We start from the raw sequence: 16,852 nt of genomic DNA, 5'->3' as shown, positions 1-16,852 counted from the left end.
TCTCGGCGAGATTGTTGTTGCTACTGCCGGGTTACATACGTTGAGAATCTCTGTTGTTCAAGGTGGCTTCAACTTGAATTGGCTTCAATTCGACTTCGTTGCGCCACCGCCCGATGCAGATAGTGATGGCGTTACAGATGCCGATGACCAATGTCCAAATACTGGCGCAGGCGTTAGTGTTGATAGTCAAGGGTGTTCATTAGACGCTGATGGCGATGGTGTTATTGATTCTAATGATCAATGTGCGAACACACCGATTGGCGCGACTGTAAATAGCAGCGGTTGTCCAAGTGATAGTGATGCCGATGGTGTATTTGACGGGCTTGATCAATGTGATATGACACCAAATACAGAGCCGGTTGATGGCGTTGGCTGTCCGCTGGATAGCGATGCAGATGGCGTTACTGACGGTGTAGACGAATGTCCACAGACACTTACTGGTGCGAATGTTGATGCGCAAGGCTGCCCAATAGATAGTGATGCCGATGGCGTGTTTGATGGCTTGGATCAGTGTGGTTCAACGCCGATTGGCGTGGTTGTCGATACAGCAGGCTGTCCATTGGATAGTGATAGTGACGGCGTATTTGACGGCTTGGATCAGTGTGAATCGACACCGTCAGGCGTGGTAGTTGACAGTGTTGGTTGCCCAAAAGATAGCGACAATGACGGCGTATTTGATGGCGTAGACCAATGTGAGGGTACCCCAGTCGGGGAGCCTGTAAATAGTGCCGGCTGCCCAATGGATACCGACAACGATGGTGTTACCGATGGGGCAGATCAGTGCCCATCCACCCCAGTAGGGGCAATTGTCGATATCAATGGCTGCCCAACCGACAGTGATGGTGATGGCGTGTTCGATGGCATAGATTTCTGTGCCATGACGGCCGCAGGTATCACTGTAGACAGTGTTGGTTGTCCGATAGATAGCGATACAGACGGCGTCTTTGATGGCCTGGATCAGTGTGCAAGCACACCGGTTGGGGCTACCGTAAACGGCAGTGGTTGCCCGGTGGATAGCGATAGTGATGGCGTCTTTGATGGTATAGATCAATGTGTAAATACCCCGATCGGCGCGCTAGTTGCAGCGCAGGGCTGCCCAATGGATGCCGATGCCGATGGTGTCTTTGATGGGCTTGATCAGTGCGCTAATACGCCAATAGGTGCCATGGTAAATGGCAGCGGTTGTCCGTTAGATGGTGATAATGACGGCGTTTTCGACGGTTTGGATCAGTGTGGTGACACAACGCCTGGTCGTACAGTTGATGAAACAGGCTGTGCGGCGGATTCTGATAATGACGGAGTCATTGATGATGAGGATCAGTGCTCTTCGACGCCACCAGGCGTGTCGGTGAACGCAGTGGGTTGTTCGGTTGATAGCGATGGCGATGGTGTCAATGATGATATCGATCAGTGTCCGAATACCACACTCGGTACAGCCGTTGATAATACAGGCTGTGAGCTGATCACGAGCTTGCGTCTAGAAGCCGAAACCTATAGTGCTGGATCGGATAGCGATGTCGGTAACAGTGGTGCGCCGACGCAGTGTAGTTATGGCGGCTTAAATGTAGATGTAGAGGACACTGGAGATGTCGGTGGCGGCTGTAATGTTGGCTGGATAGCGACTGGAGAGTGGCTCGAGTACAGCGTTGAGCTATCGGCAGGAACCTACACTGTTTCATCGCGTGTTGCATCGGATACTGGTGGCGGCAGCTTTAGTGTTCTCCTTGATGGCGCTCCTTTGGTAACTGATTCAATCGGTGCCACGGGCGGATGGCAAGTTTATGAGACGCATAATCTCGGCGAGATTGTTGTTGCTACTGCCGGGTTACATACGTTGAGAATCTCTGTTATTCAAGGTGGCTTCAACTTAAATTGGCTTCAATTTAATGTCAGCACTCCCGTAGAGGATACAGACGGTGACGGCGTGATTGATTCTTCTGACCAATGTCCAAATACGCCAGCTGGTACAAGTGTTGACTCAGTTGGATGTGCCGGTGGATCGTTGGTGGTCGAGGCGGAGCAATACGATTCAACTTCACCGGTATCTCCCTTTGAATTACAAAATGAAGTTGGTCGAATAATCATGCTATGGCCGGGTAGCGGAGGCATTAATTCGACTGCGAGTGACAGTGCTGCTGGTCAGCTCTACTACCCTGTCGTGGCAACAGCCTCAAGCTTAACGGTCTATGCCACGGTTAATTTTGCAAACGGTTCGGACGATAGCTTTCACTTCAAGCTGGAAGGTAAAGATAGCGCTTGGGCATTCCAAAATTCTGTGGCTACTAATGGGTATGAGGAGCTCCAAATAGCTACTTGGACGGGACTCGTCGTGGGCCAAACTTATATGTTTAAAGTTCAGCGCCGTGAGGATGGTGCTAAATTTGATGCTTTTAGAGTTCAAGGTGGGCTTTTTGGTGTCAGCACTAATTAGAGTGAAATAATAGGTTGTTGGTTGCGGTAATTAATAAATGAAGCTTTTTAATTCTAAGCACGTTATTAGAATGAATCGTAAATATTGGTTTGTGATAGGTGGTTTAACAGCACATTGGCACGCAGGCAGTGTTCACTTTTGCAAAGGCAAAGTTACTCTTAATCACAATAAATTTTAAATTTTTGTGATTAAGTCAATGGCTGAATGAATGTTTAGTCTGAAATATGGAATTAGATAATGGTGTGGGTTATTAAAATGCCGAAGAGTACTAAAGCGATTGGTTCACTAATAGTTATTTTATTTTTTAGTAGCCTCATGCCGCTAAAGGGTATCTGTGCAATTGTTGATTCTCAGGTGGCTGATGTTACAACTAAATCGTTTTCCGTTGCTTGGCTTGCAGACAGTGCCGCTTTGAGTGCTTCGCTACATGTGTATAAAGACCAATTTGGCGCTGGGGAAGAGTTGGATGTTATTCAGCGTTACGCGGGTGCTTCTGGTGGCGATAGCTTAATAGATGGTATTGCTGCAATCGTTGTCTCTGGGCTAGAACCCGATACAAATTATTTTTATCGGCTCGATGTCAATTTTTTGAGTGGACTGGAATCTTACCCACAATTTACACCACTCCCTTCGGTTAAAACTCAGGTTAGTAGAACGTTTTCAGACATGTTTGGCCAACCCATTGTGAATAATATTGTATTTGGAACAATAAATTACGCGCCTGGATCTGTTTCTGGTTTTGGGTCGATACTGTTAATCGGAATTCCTAGTGTTTCAAATTACCCATTATCTGCAACGGTGAGTTATGAGGGGAATGAAATGTCCTTGGCTCAGATAAATCTCAATAATCTATTTAATGAGGCTGGAGTTAATTCATTTTTGTATAGTGGTATGGTTGTCAAAATACGTGAGTGGCGAGGGTATCAGCAGTGTGAAGGGGGGCAGGGTCAAGAACGAACCTTTTACAAAAAACTGAATGAAAATAGGCTTCTTGCGGAACTTCATAACGTAGAAACATTAACAGGCTGCTCAACGTTAGATCTCGATTGTAGCGGGGTTGTGGATTTGGCTGATGTGAATTTTTTGAGCTCTTACGAGGGGGCAGTAGTCGGCAGTTGCGCTTACTACGCTGAATACGATTTGGTGCTCGATGGTGTGATTGATGCAGCAGACAAGCAGTTGATTATCGACGCAATTGAATAATTAAGGGTAAAGAAATGATTCGTTTATTGATGGGGCATGTGTATCTATTTGCCATTTTTAACATTATTAATTCTTCATTGGCGTACGGCGCCTCTGTAGAGACTTTCGAGTTGAAGCAGTTAGCAAATATTGCAGACGATATAAGCGTGGCTCGTTGTGACGAAGTTACCTCTTATTGGGTTGAAGGTAAAATATTTACGGATTACAGCTTTAATGTTTCTGAAAAGATTAAAGGTGTTTCCGGCGATGCGCTTTTGATTACTTCACTTGGAGGCACCGCTATGCACCCTCAGCTAAAAGCACCAGTGAAAATGGAGGTTCAAGGGGGCGGGAGTTATTCTGTTGGAGAGGAGTTTGTGCTTTTTACTAAGCTAAGTGAAAAAGGGCATCGGCAAGTTATAGGTCTAAGGCAGGGAGCTTTTGGTGTTGAGCGAGACGATAAAGCTGGAGTGAAAATCATCCCGGTCGGGAAAAAGTACTTAACAGCAAGCTCTGGCAAAGAGGAGGTGGATTCACTGTATTCGCCATTCTCAGGTTTCGAAAGCGAAGAAGTCACGGTTGCAGTAAGGTACATGAAGCTTGATGAGTTTATCATCAGTATAAAATCTGTATTGAAATAATTCTGGTTATTTTCTTGCTTAATGGGCGGCTGCTGAAGGTTAATTGTAATGAGTATTAAAGGTTTTAAATTGTTGGTGAAAAACTTGGTAGGCTGTATTGCTTACGGCTTTGTCTTGTCTGAGACTCTTGTTGCTGCTGAATTGGAGTATCAGGATGGATCTGTTTTTCTTATGGTGGACGACCCTGCCTACCAAGATTTTTTGCTGAAACTAGAGCAAGAAAAACTCAAAATTTCTGAACGTAATGACGGAGAGGCAGTTGAAGAGGGTGTATTGATTAGCGCTGAAAATACAACTGTCATGAGGTTTTCGGAGCCGTTAAACGGTAGCACATCTTTAAACCAATCTTCCGTGTTTATTTTTAATCAAGCACAAGAAAATTTAAAATCGGTACCTGCTGATATTCAAAACCGAATAGATAGTATTGATGCACTTAAAAAAACCATTCGAAAAGGATTGTGAACGTGAAGTTTTCCGGTTTTAGAAACTTATTTTTTCTCCACTGTCTTGTTTGCTTTGTGAGTTTTGATGCTTTTGGTGGAGGAAGTCTTACAGTTTTTAATAATGGCTCTTATGTTGATCGGTCGTGGCATACCGGAATGCTGCCTTTGCAGTGGCATTTAAGTGACGCTGGATACCCTGGTTCAGAAATTGCCAATGAAATCATTGTAGAGGAGCTTGAGAAAGCTTTTGCTAGTTGGGAGGGAGTCGACACGGCCCAAGTGGGCTTTGAGTATAAAGGCGAGATCGATCGAAGGCGATCAGGTTTGGATGGTTATAATATAGTGACTTTTACAGATCCGGAGATTGAATTCTCTCCGGGAGTACTGGCCTATTCAATGGCCACTTCCTTCGTTCAAGAGATCACAATTGATGACTCAAATAATGACTTGAATGGAGATGGTCTTGCTGATATCCCAAACGGAACATATAAGGCCGGCACAATTTTTGACGCGGATATGGTTTTTAATTCCAGCTTAAGATATACGGTTACCGGCGTTTCATCTACGAATGACCTTCAGTCTATTGCGTTACATGAGGCTGGGCATCACCTTGGCTTAGCTCATTCGTTAATCGAAACATCTGTGATGCATCCTTTTCTTAAACATGATGTTAGTGCGGCCCGTACGTTGTCGATTGATGATATCGCATACAGCTCCTTTTTCTATCCTGATGAAACTGAATTCTCTTTAGCCTTTGGTTTTGTGAACGGTGTCGTAACCGATGGGCGAGATAATCATCCCATTTTGGGTGCCCATGTTTATGCAGTGAATACAGAGACCGGTGAGAAAATCATAGGCGCTTTTACTGATATCAAAGGGCGTTACCAGTTACCCGTGCCAACGGGCACTTATTATTTGGGTATAGAGCCACTGGATGGCGACCCTATTGCCGCGGACCCAGCAAGAATAAATTCGCGAATTGCTAAAACGTTAGATATAAATTTTCCTGAAGAACTGTTTGATGCGAATGAAAGTAATGTTGAAGCTAACGCGCAGGCTGCATTGCCTATTAGTGTAGTTGCTGGAAGTGAAGTAGCCAATATTGATTTTATAACAAATTCGTTAAATGTCAGTGGTGTCAGTATAGTTTTGAAGCCAGGGAAAAATTATTTTTCTTATCCCGTGAGTGTTCCTGAAGGTTTGACATCATTTGAACTGATTGCCTTTTTAGGTGATTCACTTGAGATAAATTCTATTGAACGGCTTAATCCATTGACCAATTTGTTTGAACGCACGAGCTACTACAAAGGTGTGCCAAGTGGTGAGAATTTTCCTATTTCTCATGGCGTTGGTTATATTGTATTTTCAGATAAACAAAAGGTAGTCACTTTTCTTGGAACGCCTGACTGTAAGAGCGTTGATTTGAAGAAGGGTTTAAATATTATTGGCGTATCTTGTTCTTCCTCGAACTTTAGTGGGTATGACTTACTGCGCGCGATTGGGGATGAGCGGGATGTTAAGTCAATCCGTAGTCATGTACCTAGTTCAAATAATGACTACCAGCTGGTTGAGTATGTTGAGGGAAACCCTTCGGGTGACGATTTCAATATAGTCAACGGCAAGGCTTATATCGTAGAGATGTTCTCTGAGATTAGTTCTGTTTCTGTGAATGTTGACAAGACTATATTTCCCCCTTCAGTTCAGGCTGTTAGTCCTGGAGTTGTTATTCCTGGCGACTTAATGCTTATCTCTGGTGATGGGTTTGATGATAATGTTCTTAATAATATAGTCGTTGTTAATGGAGCTAATACTCGAATTGTATTTGTATCTCCGACACAAATGGCTGTCGTAGTACCTAATGTCATTGGCGACGGCGAGATTTACGTGGTATCTAACGGGAAAAAGAGCAATTCTCTGCAGGTGTCGGTAGTTAATCAAGAAATTTTAGAAGAACTTGCCAAACAGAACCCTATCGTAAATGGGCAGGAGGTTCGAGGTACGTTACAAGATGCCGTGGAGCAAGATCGCTATTCTTTTATTGGGAGCGAGAATGCAATAGTTTCTATCAATACTCGTACCTATGGTGAATCGGCTGATTTATTGGTTGCTATTGAGGGGCCTAGCGGTGCAATTTTGAGATCTAGCTTAAGTAATTCCCAAGAAGGAGGCGCGATAAAGAATTTTCGTTTGCCTGAGGCAGGTAGGTATTCGATCGTGGTAACTAGCACTGCTGGAGGTGCTGATTATGGTATCGGTTTAGATGTTCGGACAGAGTCTAGCGTCCCGACCATTTCGGTTTTGGGTGGGGATGCCCAATCGATACCCGCAGGTACTACGTTGCCCAAGCCTATTGAAATTTATGTGACAGGATCTTCAGGGCAGCCGTTAGCGGGTGTGCCTGTAACCTTTACCGCAGAAAATACTGAGTTGTCTGTATCCAATGGCTTTTCTTTAGCTAATGCTGGTTCGGCAGTTGTAGTAACAAATTTGTATGGGGTTGCAACTGTTGAAGCTACATCTCCTTCAGTTGAAGGGGTTTATGACATTATTGTGACGGTTCCAGGTATGGCGCCCGTTACAATGAGAGCGTCAACGATCGATAGGCCGATAGATAATGTTGTGGTGTCTAAACAGTTTGAAGATTGTGGCGGTGAGGGGTGCGTGGTTGGTTCTGCATTATCGCACCCCTATCGCATTGGTTTCTTTGACAGCAATGGACTTCCGATTCCTAATGTTCTAGTGCACTGGAAGGTGGTTTCTGGTGCTGGCTTTATTGACAGTGAAGAATCTAATCGCAGTTGGATATCGAAGTCGGACGAATCTGGTGAGGTTGAGATTATACATTCATTAGGTGAAAAGCTATTTGTTTCAGAGTTGTCTGGCTTAACTAATGTGGTCATTCCTCAGGTGGTCGCGGCAACTATACCTAATGCACCTGTGCCACTTTTATTTGGAGTCAAACCTAAAGCCGGTGCTCCAGCAAAGATTGAAAGCTTAAAGTCGAACAGCTTACTTCTGACTATCCAGGTTGTGGCTTTGGAGGCAGTAAAAATACAAGTAACTGATGAGTTTGACAATCCTGTAGCAGGTGTTGAAATCGAGCCGCAGCATCAGTTTTTAAAAATTACCCCAGGTCTTTATAGGGGGAGATTATTTAATGACTATAAAACGAATAGTGAGGGTATTTGGGTTGGTGCTGTTGCGACTACAACTGATGATGGCAGCAACTTAATCCCCACTATTAATGAATTTAATTCAAAAGATGGCCCGCATTTAGCGGCTCCTTATGCATTCACCTTGAATGCAGGATCTGTCGGGAGCGTTGAATTTATTGCAGAGGTCAATATGGGTCCAGTTATGCTAACTCAATCTGGAAACCTGGCCAAAGGATACATTACTCGGGATTTAGATACGGATGTCTCAATGCGATTAAAGCGGTTTCAACGCCGAGATATTAATGATGGCGAAGATAGCGGTGGCGATTGGTCTGATAACGATTTTTCTTACCTCCGAGTTAAGTCTATGGAGGGGGTTAATGTAAAGCTTTACGTTCGGCGTGAAGATGGATTTAATGATGAAGGCAACTTAGCATCCACAGTGAATGGTCAGAGCGAGGTTGAACTCGTTACTGACGATGCCGGTATTGTATCGGTAGATGTTAGGTTGGGAGAAGTTGCAGGGCCGCTGGACGTTGTCGCGAGAATATTAGATCGAGTAGTTGTTCAGCATAAAACGGATGACGGTGAAAATATCGGCGAGCCTGTAGAGTATCCGAAGGAGGAGTTCGATTTTAGTACAACGAGCATTACAGCGTTGCCCATTGTTATGTCTGCCTCTTTAACGGCTGAGCAAGCCAGCGGTATTGATTGGTCTACGTTTAATATTGTACTAAATAATAATGTGACTGTTTTTAGTGGTGCATCGAATGTGTTCCCGCCATTGAATACCTATCCTCATTTTATGAAATTATATATTGATGGAGTTGAGTTGGCTCAGTGGCCAAGTATGGAGGCTCTATTGGCTGGAGGCTTTGGAACGCTGACTCTCTCTTATCAACCCAAAGGTTCGGACCTTCTCGAGGGTTCAAATACCATCGTTATGTCGGCTGATTTTGTGAAATTTGATGGAGAAGTTGAGTCATTATTTAAGGAAGAGAAGTACACGTTTAGTGATAATCCAGCAACCTCAGAATGGGTAGTTGAGGATTCGGCAGACTCACAATGGGCAACTGATTTTACTCTATCAAAGTCAGTATCGCTTGCTCAACCTAAAGATACGGAAGTGAACGGCGGTACCCTGCAATATAAAACTGTGGGCAGTTTTCACCCTTTTCATATTCCTGTGCAGGAGCCTTCATCACTTTCAGTCGAACTACAAGATCATAATAAAAATACTGTTGAAGTTTTGTTTGACGAATCTAATGTATTGCCGGGTACAAAAATATTTGCATTACTTTATTCAGATATAGAAAGTCGCATTAGTTCAATTGCTGATCAAACGGATATGTATGTGATTGTAAAAACAACGGAGCTAATTTCGGGTAAAGTCTCCACGGCTACTTATCGCGGAGAGGTTGAAGTTTCTACTTCAGGCGAAATGCTCGGTCAAGTCATACAACATGATACTTTAATCCATAGCGGTAGCTTAACTCTTCGTCGGGAGGATCTCGTATTAAAAGGTTCCGGGCCGCAGCTTGACTTCATTCGCAGCTATACGAACAACATGCGCCCTGAGAATCAAAGTAGTGTGCTCGGTAAAGGTTGGTCTCACAATCACGATATTTTCTTAAAAGTATTAGCATCGTCGGACGGTACACCAATGTATGGCTATAGCCTACCCGGGTGGATAAGGAATACCCGAGGAGTAGGGCAGCCCAAATTAATGACAACCGATGAATACTTGAGCATTCAGCCAAATGGCTTAAATTATTCTCCGTCACTTATCTCAGTGAGTAATGCCGGGGTGTTTGAAAAAAATGTAGAAACAAATACTTGGACTGGGCAGCGCGGTAATTTCGGAAAGTTAACGGGTAGTTTGCGCGATGGTTATGTTTATACCTCTAAGGATGGCACTCGCTATGAGTTCGATAGCCAGCGCAATAGTTCCAACCAATTTCCGTTGTTGCGATTAGTTGATCGTAATGGCAATGCACTTAATTATACATATGATTTCACTACAATTTCAGAAACAATCGAAGATACAAATTTTGAGATTAATAGTCTTCAATATGTATTAACCCGAGTGACTGATGCTTCAGACCGATTTCTAGCTTTTAACTATAAGCTGGCAGGTAATGGCTTTGCGCGGTTGAGTTCGGTTGATGCAAATGTTGGTAGTGTTAGCAGTGAAAATATACAATTGTTTTTTGACTATTACTCCAGCAAGACATCCGAAGATAGCGTAAAAGCCAATTCTTTTGATATTGTTGGTATGTTGCGTAGTTTTACTCGGGATGTTTTTTCTGAAGATTATAACTACGAAGCCAAAGTGGGTGATAGTCAGCCTAACTTGGTAGCGACAATTGATGCTAATCAGCACAAAACCGCCTATCAGTACCATGACAACTTGCCTACTTCCGTTCTGACTTTCTCTCCGGGAGTTGCTATTACCGATTTCGTTAGTAAGATTTGTTATCCTACAGATATACAATCTGAGCATTGTGAAAAAAATAGCGCCTTGATTAACTACCCGACGAATGAGGATGGTATTCGTGAGATTGTTGATTTAAATGGCGAAACTACGACCTATACATTGAATAATTTTGGCAACCCCATTCGAGTTGAGGAGCCAGAAGGAAAAATTACAGAGTTTGATTGGAGTATCGACTTTGGTGGTGCCGAAAACCACTTAATCGAAAAGCGAGATCTTTCTATTGGTGGTGTTTGGAATTACGAATATGACGCCAACGGCAATGTCACTAAAGAGACAACCCCTGTGGGTGAAGTCGTCCAGATATGGCATCCGAAATTTGGCGTGATGACCTACCGAAAAGACGAGAATGGTAATGAGACAGGCTACAACGTTGATAGTGAAAATGGAAATGTGCTCAGTAAAACCGTCAGCGGCGCTTCGGTGGAGGGACAGTTAGAGGATGTGGTTGTGAGCCACTTATACGGTACTCAGCATGGTCTTAATGGGCTGCGACTCACCACAACTAAAAAAACTGATGGGCGCTCCAACACTACGCGCTTTAATTATGATAAAAATGGGCTGCTCGAAAATATTAAAGCACCAGCTGAAATTGAAACCTTATTCGAAAATGACGGCCGAGGGCGCCGAAAAAGCGAAACTGATGCGGAACAAAATACAACCAGCTATGAATATGATTCGCTAGATCGATTAACATTGGTAACGGATGCCAACAATAATACCGAAACCATTAGCTACGATGATAAAGGTAATAAAAAAATCGTAACGAATCGAGATGCTTTTGATATTAACGGCACTATGCATGAACGATACAGCTCGTTGAGCTATGATTATGATGCGCGTGATCGCGTTAAAACGGTTACTCGCATTGCAAGTTTAGATGGTCAGCACAATCTCGAAGGTGTGAAAACGTTTGAATATGACGGTAACAGTAATCTTACTTTCGAGTCGGATTGGAAAGGTGTTAAAAATACGGCGGCTTTTGAATACGATGGTTTAAATCGACGAGTTAAAACATTCAATCGTGCAGGTTATAGCGCAAGTACCGATTATGAATTTATCGATGGCGAGGGTGTCGTTAAATCAGTCTCCGATTTTGAAGACCGAACAACTATTGAGCATTACGATCAAGTTGGGCGCCTTGTTAAAGTGATTCATCCCACGGTGAATCACAGCGATAATACAAGTGATAGTTACTTCCGAGATATTGAATACGATGCAGTAGGGAACGTTAAAAGCATTCTCGATGAAGAAGGCAAGCTCACGTCTTTCTTCTACGATACTCGAAATCTTAAAGTACTTGAAGTCAACGCGTTACTACAGCAGAAGATTACCTATTTTGACGAATCCGGCAATGTGAAACTTACTGGGCTAAAAGATGAGAATACTGCATTATCGTATATAACGGAGTTTGAATATGACGATCTTGATCGTTTAATAACAAAAACAGAACCACATAGTCATGTCTGGGGTTACCAATACTTTGATAATGGTAATTTAAAATCTGAAACTGACCCATGGGGTTTTGAAACATCTTATACCTATGATGCCGTTAACCAGCTTTCGTCCATTACTGATCCAGATGGCACTACCAATGTCTCCTTCACAAAATATGGGGAGAAGGTCTTTAGTCGCGACGCTGAAGGGCGCACCGGCACTTACCTGTATGGCCCTGAAAGTCGTCTTTTACAAGAGGTTGATGGTTTAGGGCGAGCCACGCGCTACACCTATGACCTAAATAATAGTGTGACGGATATTCGAAAAAACTGGTCAAGTGCAGCCAGCGGGCCAAACGAAGTGCATACGCATATTGAATACGATGCTATAGATCAAAAAGAAAAAGTACATGAGGCGTTTAATACAGCGGATGCAGTAATAGCGGAATACCGATACGACCATGTGGGCAATCAAACACATTCTATTTTACCTGATGGACGTGAAACGCAATTTGTATACGATGAATTGAATCGTGTCAAAGAAGTGATTAGTGCTGAAACTCAAAGTTTTGAGGGGGAAGCACTGAATGCAAGCTCATTTAAAAAATATAACGGCGTTGGGAGTGTCGTTTGGCTTAAAGATAGACGAGGTAATACCACCGTCACCGATTATGACGATTTACATCGTATTGAGCTTGTTACAGACTCGCTACTGAAAACGGTAAGTAATGTTTACGATTTAGCGGGTAATGTTACCTTTCAAACGAATAAGCGTGGCATCACCTCAGAGCGTAAATATGACGAGCTCGGTCGTCTGACGTCGCAGTGGGTGGATAATAATATTGGCGAACGCTTTCGTTTGAGCTCCACAGATTTCGACATTGACATAGGTAGTGGTGTTCGAGTCGATAACATCACCGATGCAAGGGGAAATGTTGTTGTCTCTCAATCGGACTTCCGAGGCAATGTTCTGGATATGACTTTACCCGCCGATATGGCAGCCGGATTCAGTGAGGGTACGGTTCATAATATGTACGACTTGACAGGTTTGTTAACGCAAACCACGGACCCTTCCAATAAAGTCATCAGCCATTCCTACTATGCTGATGGCACCCTCGCGAGTAGCACCGTAAACGGCAGCGAATCAACGCTTTTCGAATACGATCTGTTTGGCAATGTTGCCATCACCACTAAGCCCAAAGGTAATCGCCGCACGCATACCTATAATGCCCGTAACTGGCTAGTCGAAAGCTCAGACGACAACGGCACAGCGACCCGTTTTGAATACGATATTAACGGTAACCTGACCCATCAATATACCCCTGCGGCCAACGACGAAGGTACCGAAGGCCATGTGGAATATGTGTACGATGCACTTAATCGCAAGCGCCAACATATTCAGCACAAAGCGGCTAACGACGCTATTAACCCCGATGCCACGGGTAATTTAGTGACCCTGTTAGGTTACGATGCCGAAGGTAATCTTACGCACAGTACCGATGCCAAAGGGCAAGCCTTTGTAACCACCTACGATGCCCTAGGTCGGCCCGAGCAGCAAAGCTTCCCCGCAGGCAGTGATATTGTCACAATTGCCAGCACCTACGATGCCAACAATAACCTCGATATCGTCACCGAAACCAAAGCGGGCAGTACCGTAGAAGTCACAGATCATACCTACGATCTACTCGACCGTTTAACCGCGCGCAACCAGCGCGGGCATAGTGTAGGTTATGTTTACGATAACAACGGCAATCGCACTGGTGTTACAGCTTTAGGTGGTACAACAACCTATACCTTTGATAGCCGAAATCGGTTGCACACAGCGGTGGCCAATGGTTTAACCAGCACTTACCACTATTTACAAAATGGCTGGTTGGAGCGGGTAGAACAAGGCAACGGCACACAAGCCACCTATGCCTACGACGACGCTGGCCGCACCACACAAATTGTTAACTTAACGGCTACGCAAACGGCGTTATCGCAGTTTGATTACACCTTTGATGATAATAGCAACCGCGAAACCGAAACCGTGTTGCAAAATGGTTTTGCAAGTAACAGTGCGCGCACCACAACCTATAGCTACGATAATTTGGATCGCCTAACGGGTTATGTTCATAACCAAGGCGGCGCGGCCGAAAGCCATAGCTTTACCCATTATCCCAGTTACGACCGCAAAACCGAAACTGTCGTTGTGGATGGCGTTACCACCAAAAACCGCACCTTTGTTTACGACGAAACCCATTGGCTAGCCAGTATTACCGATACCGCGCCGGCCAATAGCGGCGTTATTGCCTACCAGTACGACAATAACGGTAATACCTTACGTAAAACCGATGCTACCGGCCAAGGTCCAGCCAGTACAGCCATGGCCTACAACACCCGTAACCAGCTATTAAATGTAGCTACGGGTGCCGCCGGCAGCGAGCAAAACAAGGGGCATTACGATTACAATTACGCCGGCATGCGCATTCGCCATATCGGTAGCGACCGTGGTGATATTGAATATATCTATGACGATAAAGCCATTATTGATGAAGTTGTCAGTGGCACGAGCACACCGGTAGCGCATTACCGCTACGGCGATCGCCTACTCAGTTTACAAACGGCCGAGGGCGAGCAGTTTTATCACTACAGTAATTTGGGGACTACAGCTAACTTAAGTACGCCGGCCGGCGAAAACCAAGTGGCTTACGAGGTTGACCCGTTCGGCGCGATTACACGCCAAGAGGGCGAATCCGTTAACCGGCAGGTATTTACCGGGCACGAGCACGATACGGAGACTGGCCTGGTTTATATGAAGGCGCGGTTCTACGACCCCGATTCGGCGAGATTCTTGACGCAGGATACGTATTTGGGTGAAGGGACTGAGGCGCCTAGTTTGCATCGGTATTTGTATGCCTATGGGAATCCTGGGGTGTATGTGGATCTGTTTGGGTTTAGTAGCCTCGATTTCGCTACATCAACACCAGATGATCCATCTAATCCGAGTACCAAATTTTCGGATAACGAGGCCAATGGCACTACTGTTGGGGAGGCCGAGCAAGCCCGATATGGTGAGCGGGGGCCGAGTTCCGAAGAACTCTGGATCGATAAATGCTTGCAAGGGTTTGGGGGCGAGGGTGACTGTAATAAACAGTCATTTAATCAATATCGTTCTGCGAAGAGACAGCAAGCAAAAAATCAGAGTAATATTACGGGCGAAAGTGAGCTGTCACAGGCAGTAAGTACTTGTCCAGCAGAGACTCCTGAGCTTTGTTCTCATTACGCTAGTGTTCGGAATCGGACAAAGCGTATAGCTGACGGTGTTGCCGCTACCGCTGATGTTGTTGCAAGTCTTAATCCCGCTGTGGCAGCTTATGAAGCGGCGCAAGTAGTTGAGTCGGTAGCGGATGGAGTACGATCTGGTGGTAGTGTCGGCCCTAAAGAACTCGCTGCGGCTGCGGCTCTAGCAGCTTGTGTTAAGTTTAAGATTAAGCCCTGTGGAAAGGACCCTCATTGGGCTAAGGAGCTTACTGGCGGACCAGGGATTTCAAAGGCTCAATACAAAAAGATACGATCAAAAACCCCTAGCACCGAAATTCAAAATATGGTTAATCATAAAGGACGAGGAGGTAGTACTCGATACCGCGATCCTGCATTGGGGTTTGAAGATAATATTCTTGAAGCGGATCATACGGTGTCTTTAAAGGCGATGACTAAGATGCCTGGGTTTGAAAAATTAACAGATGTGCAAATGGTTGAAGTTGCCAATTATAGGCGTAATTTTATTGGTTTGGTGAAATCATCTAATGGCTCAAAGGGAGCTAAAGATTGGGTTGATTGGGCTGAGCATAAAAAGTCAGGAACTAAAGTTAATTCGGCATTTAAGACAAAAATGGAACGTAAATCCGAAAAACTTCAATATCAAATTCGACAGAAAATTAATAATTATTTGAGAGAGAATGGTGAGTTATAACTTAGAGCAAGAGCTACAAGAGTTTGGTTTGGATTATAAAATTCCTACTTTAGATGAGCTTAAAATGCTGTCTGGCAAGATTCCCGAAGATTGGTTTTTTATCTTCGAGAGTACTACTTCTCAGAAAATCAATATGGCTATTTCATTGTGGTCGCCATTCGAAGAGTATTTACCAGATTTCGTCCAACTGTTACGTTCTACAGTGGTTGGAGTTGAAGCTGTTATATTTGATGGGGTTGTCAACCTAGTATATGTTTTGGATGTTAAGGATAGTATTTATCTATATTGCGGAAGTAACCCAAAGCAGCGAGCTGTTCGTTCGAATATGAGCGATTTATATGAAAGGTTGCCGCTCAAACTGAAACAGTTTTATCTAGAGTTGTTTGATGGCTTTGGGTTTGTTGTTGATTCAGTGTACGGTCCTCTGCCAAGTCGTAGCTTATTCAAAATTTCTGAGGCTGATTGGTCCAATATGGATCATTATGAAGATTATCCATTCGGGGTTGATCCAGATAACACCGTTGCATTTTATACTGATGAAGAAGTTTTCTTTGCTGTTGAGATGAATGATTATAGCGACGCTGATGATATGCCGGAATGTATTGTTTGGCCTCAAAAGGAAATTCCCTATAAAGCACCACTGTGGAATGTTTTAGACAAAAATATGGTTGAGAGTTTGATTGCCTAAAATTGTAGCGTCCCAAATTAACATCATACTTTTTCCGAATTACACCAAAATGGACAGTCACTCTAATACAACAACAACTACTGGGACAGGCACTCGTTTTAAGCAGCTCTAGTTATTAGCCTGATATTTTTATAATCAATATTGAAGTGGTATACCGAAAAGCAAAACAATGGGAGGTAGCCCCCAATTAAAAAGCCCAGCCATTCGGCTGGGCTTTTTAATGAGCGGCTTGCTGAATAACGGTATCCAACATATCACTGACAAACTTTTGCTTAGTTCTCGGAAACATAATCGGGGACACCCAAAACAAAAAGCTGTTTAATCAATAGGTTAGCGCAGCAGTTAGGAGTCCCACACTTAGCCCTGCCAATCGTGTAGCGTCCCAAATTAACATCATACTTTTTACCGAATTATTCATCATACGATT

General features: G+C 44.0%; 6 protein-coding genes. All 6 read left to right on the top strand.

Going from position 1 to position 16,852, the window contains the following annotated elements:
• Nucleotides 1-2,431: thrombospondin type 3 repeat-containing protein (locus tag AC3A8L_RS11670; protein WP_487962435.1), on the top strand; the 2,431-nt coding region annotated here is incomplete at its 5' end.
• A 255-nt stretch (nucleotides 2,432-2,686) separates the two neighbouring features.
• Nucleotides 2,687-3,634: a hypothetical protein gene (locus AC3A8L_RS11665; RefSeq protein ID WP_487962434.1), complete on the top strand. Its 948-nt coding sequence runs from the start codon at nucleotides 2,687-2,689 to the stop codon at nucleotides 3,632-3,634.
• A gap of 14 nt (nucleotides 3,635-3,648) precedes the next feature.
• On the top strand, nucleotides 3,649-4,254 hold the full coding sequence (locus AC3A8L_RS11660; RefSeq protein WP_487962433.1) for a hypothetical protein: 606 nt from the start codon (nucleotides 3,649-3,651) through the stop codon (nucleotides 4,252-4,254).
• Nucleotides 4,255-4,302: 48 nt separating this feature from the next.
• Nucleotides 4,303-4,716 (top strand): hypothetical protein, encoded by a 414-nt coding sequence (locus AC3A8L_RS11655; RefSeq protein ID WP_487962432.1) that lies wholly within the window; start codon nucleotides 4,303-4,305, stop codon nucleotides 4,714-4,716.
• Nucleotides 4,717-4,718: 2 nt separating this feature from the next.
• Nucleotides 4,719-15,737, top strand: coding sequence for an RHS repeat-associated core domain-containing protein (locus AC3A8L_RS11650; RefSeq protein ID WP_487962431.1), 11,019 nt, complete (start codon nucleotides 4,719-4,721; stop codon nucleotides 15,735-15,737).
• Entirely contained in the window at nucleotides 15,724-16,425 is a 702-nt protein-coding gene (locus AC3A8L_RS11645; RefSeq protein ID WP_487962430.1) for a hypothetical protein, read from the top strand. The genes AC3A8L_RS11650 and AC3A8L_RS11645 overlap by 14 nt, the downstream gene beginning before the upstream one ends.
• The last annotated feature ends 427 nt before the right edge of the window (nucleotides 16,426-16,852 follow it).

It is taken from the genome of Marinagarivorans sp. (genome assembly GCF_982758155.1).
Note: the sequence above shows the minus strand (reverse complement) of the source record. Positions and strands in the feature narration are given on the sequence as shown.

Excerpts from the sequence above, each read along its gene's own strand:
- AC3A8L_RS11665 (WP_487962434.1), top strand. The coding sequence starts at position 2,687 with ATGCCGAAGAGTACTAAAGCGATTGGTTCACTAATAGTTATTTTATTT.
- AC3A8L_RS11660 (WP_487962433.1), top strand. The coding sequence starts at position 3,649 with ATGATTCGTTTATTGATGGGGCATGTGTATCTATTTGCCATTTTTAAC.
- AC3A8L_RS11655 (WP_487962432.1), top strand. The coding sequence starts at position 4,303 with ATGAGTATTAAAGGTTTTAAATTGTTGGTGAAAAACTTGGTAGGCTGT.
- AC3A8L_RS11645 (WP_487962430.1), top strand. The coding sequence starts at position 15,724 with ATGGTGAGTTATAACTTAGAGCAAGAGCTACAAGAGTTTGGTTTGGAT.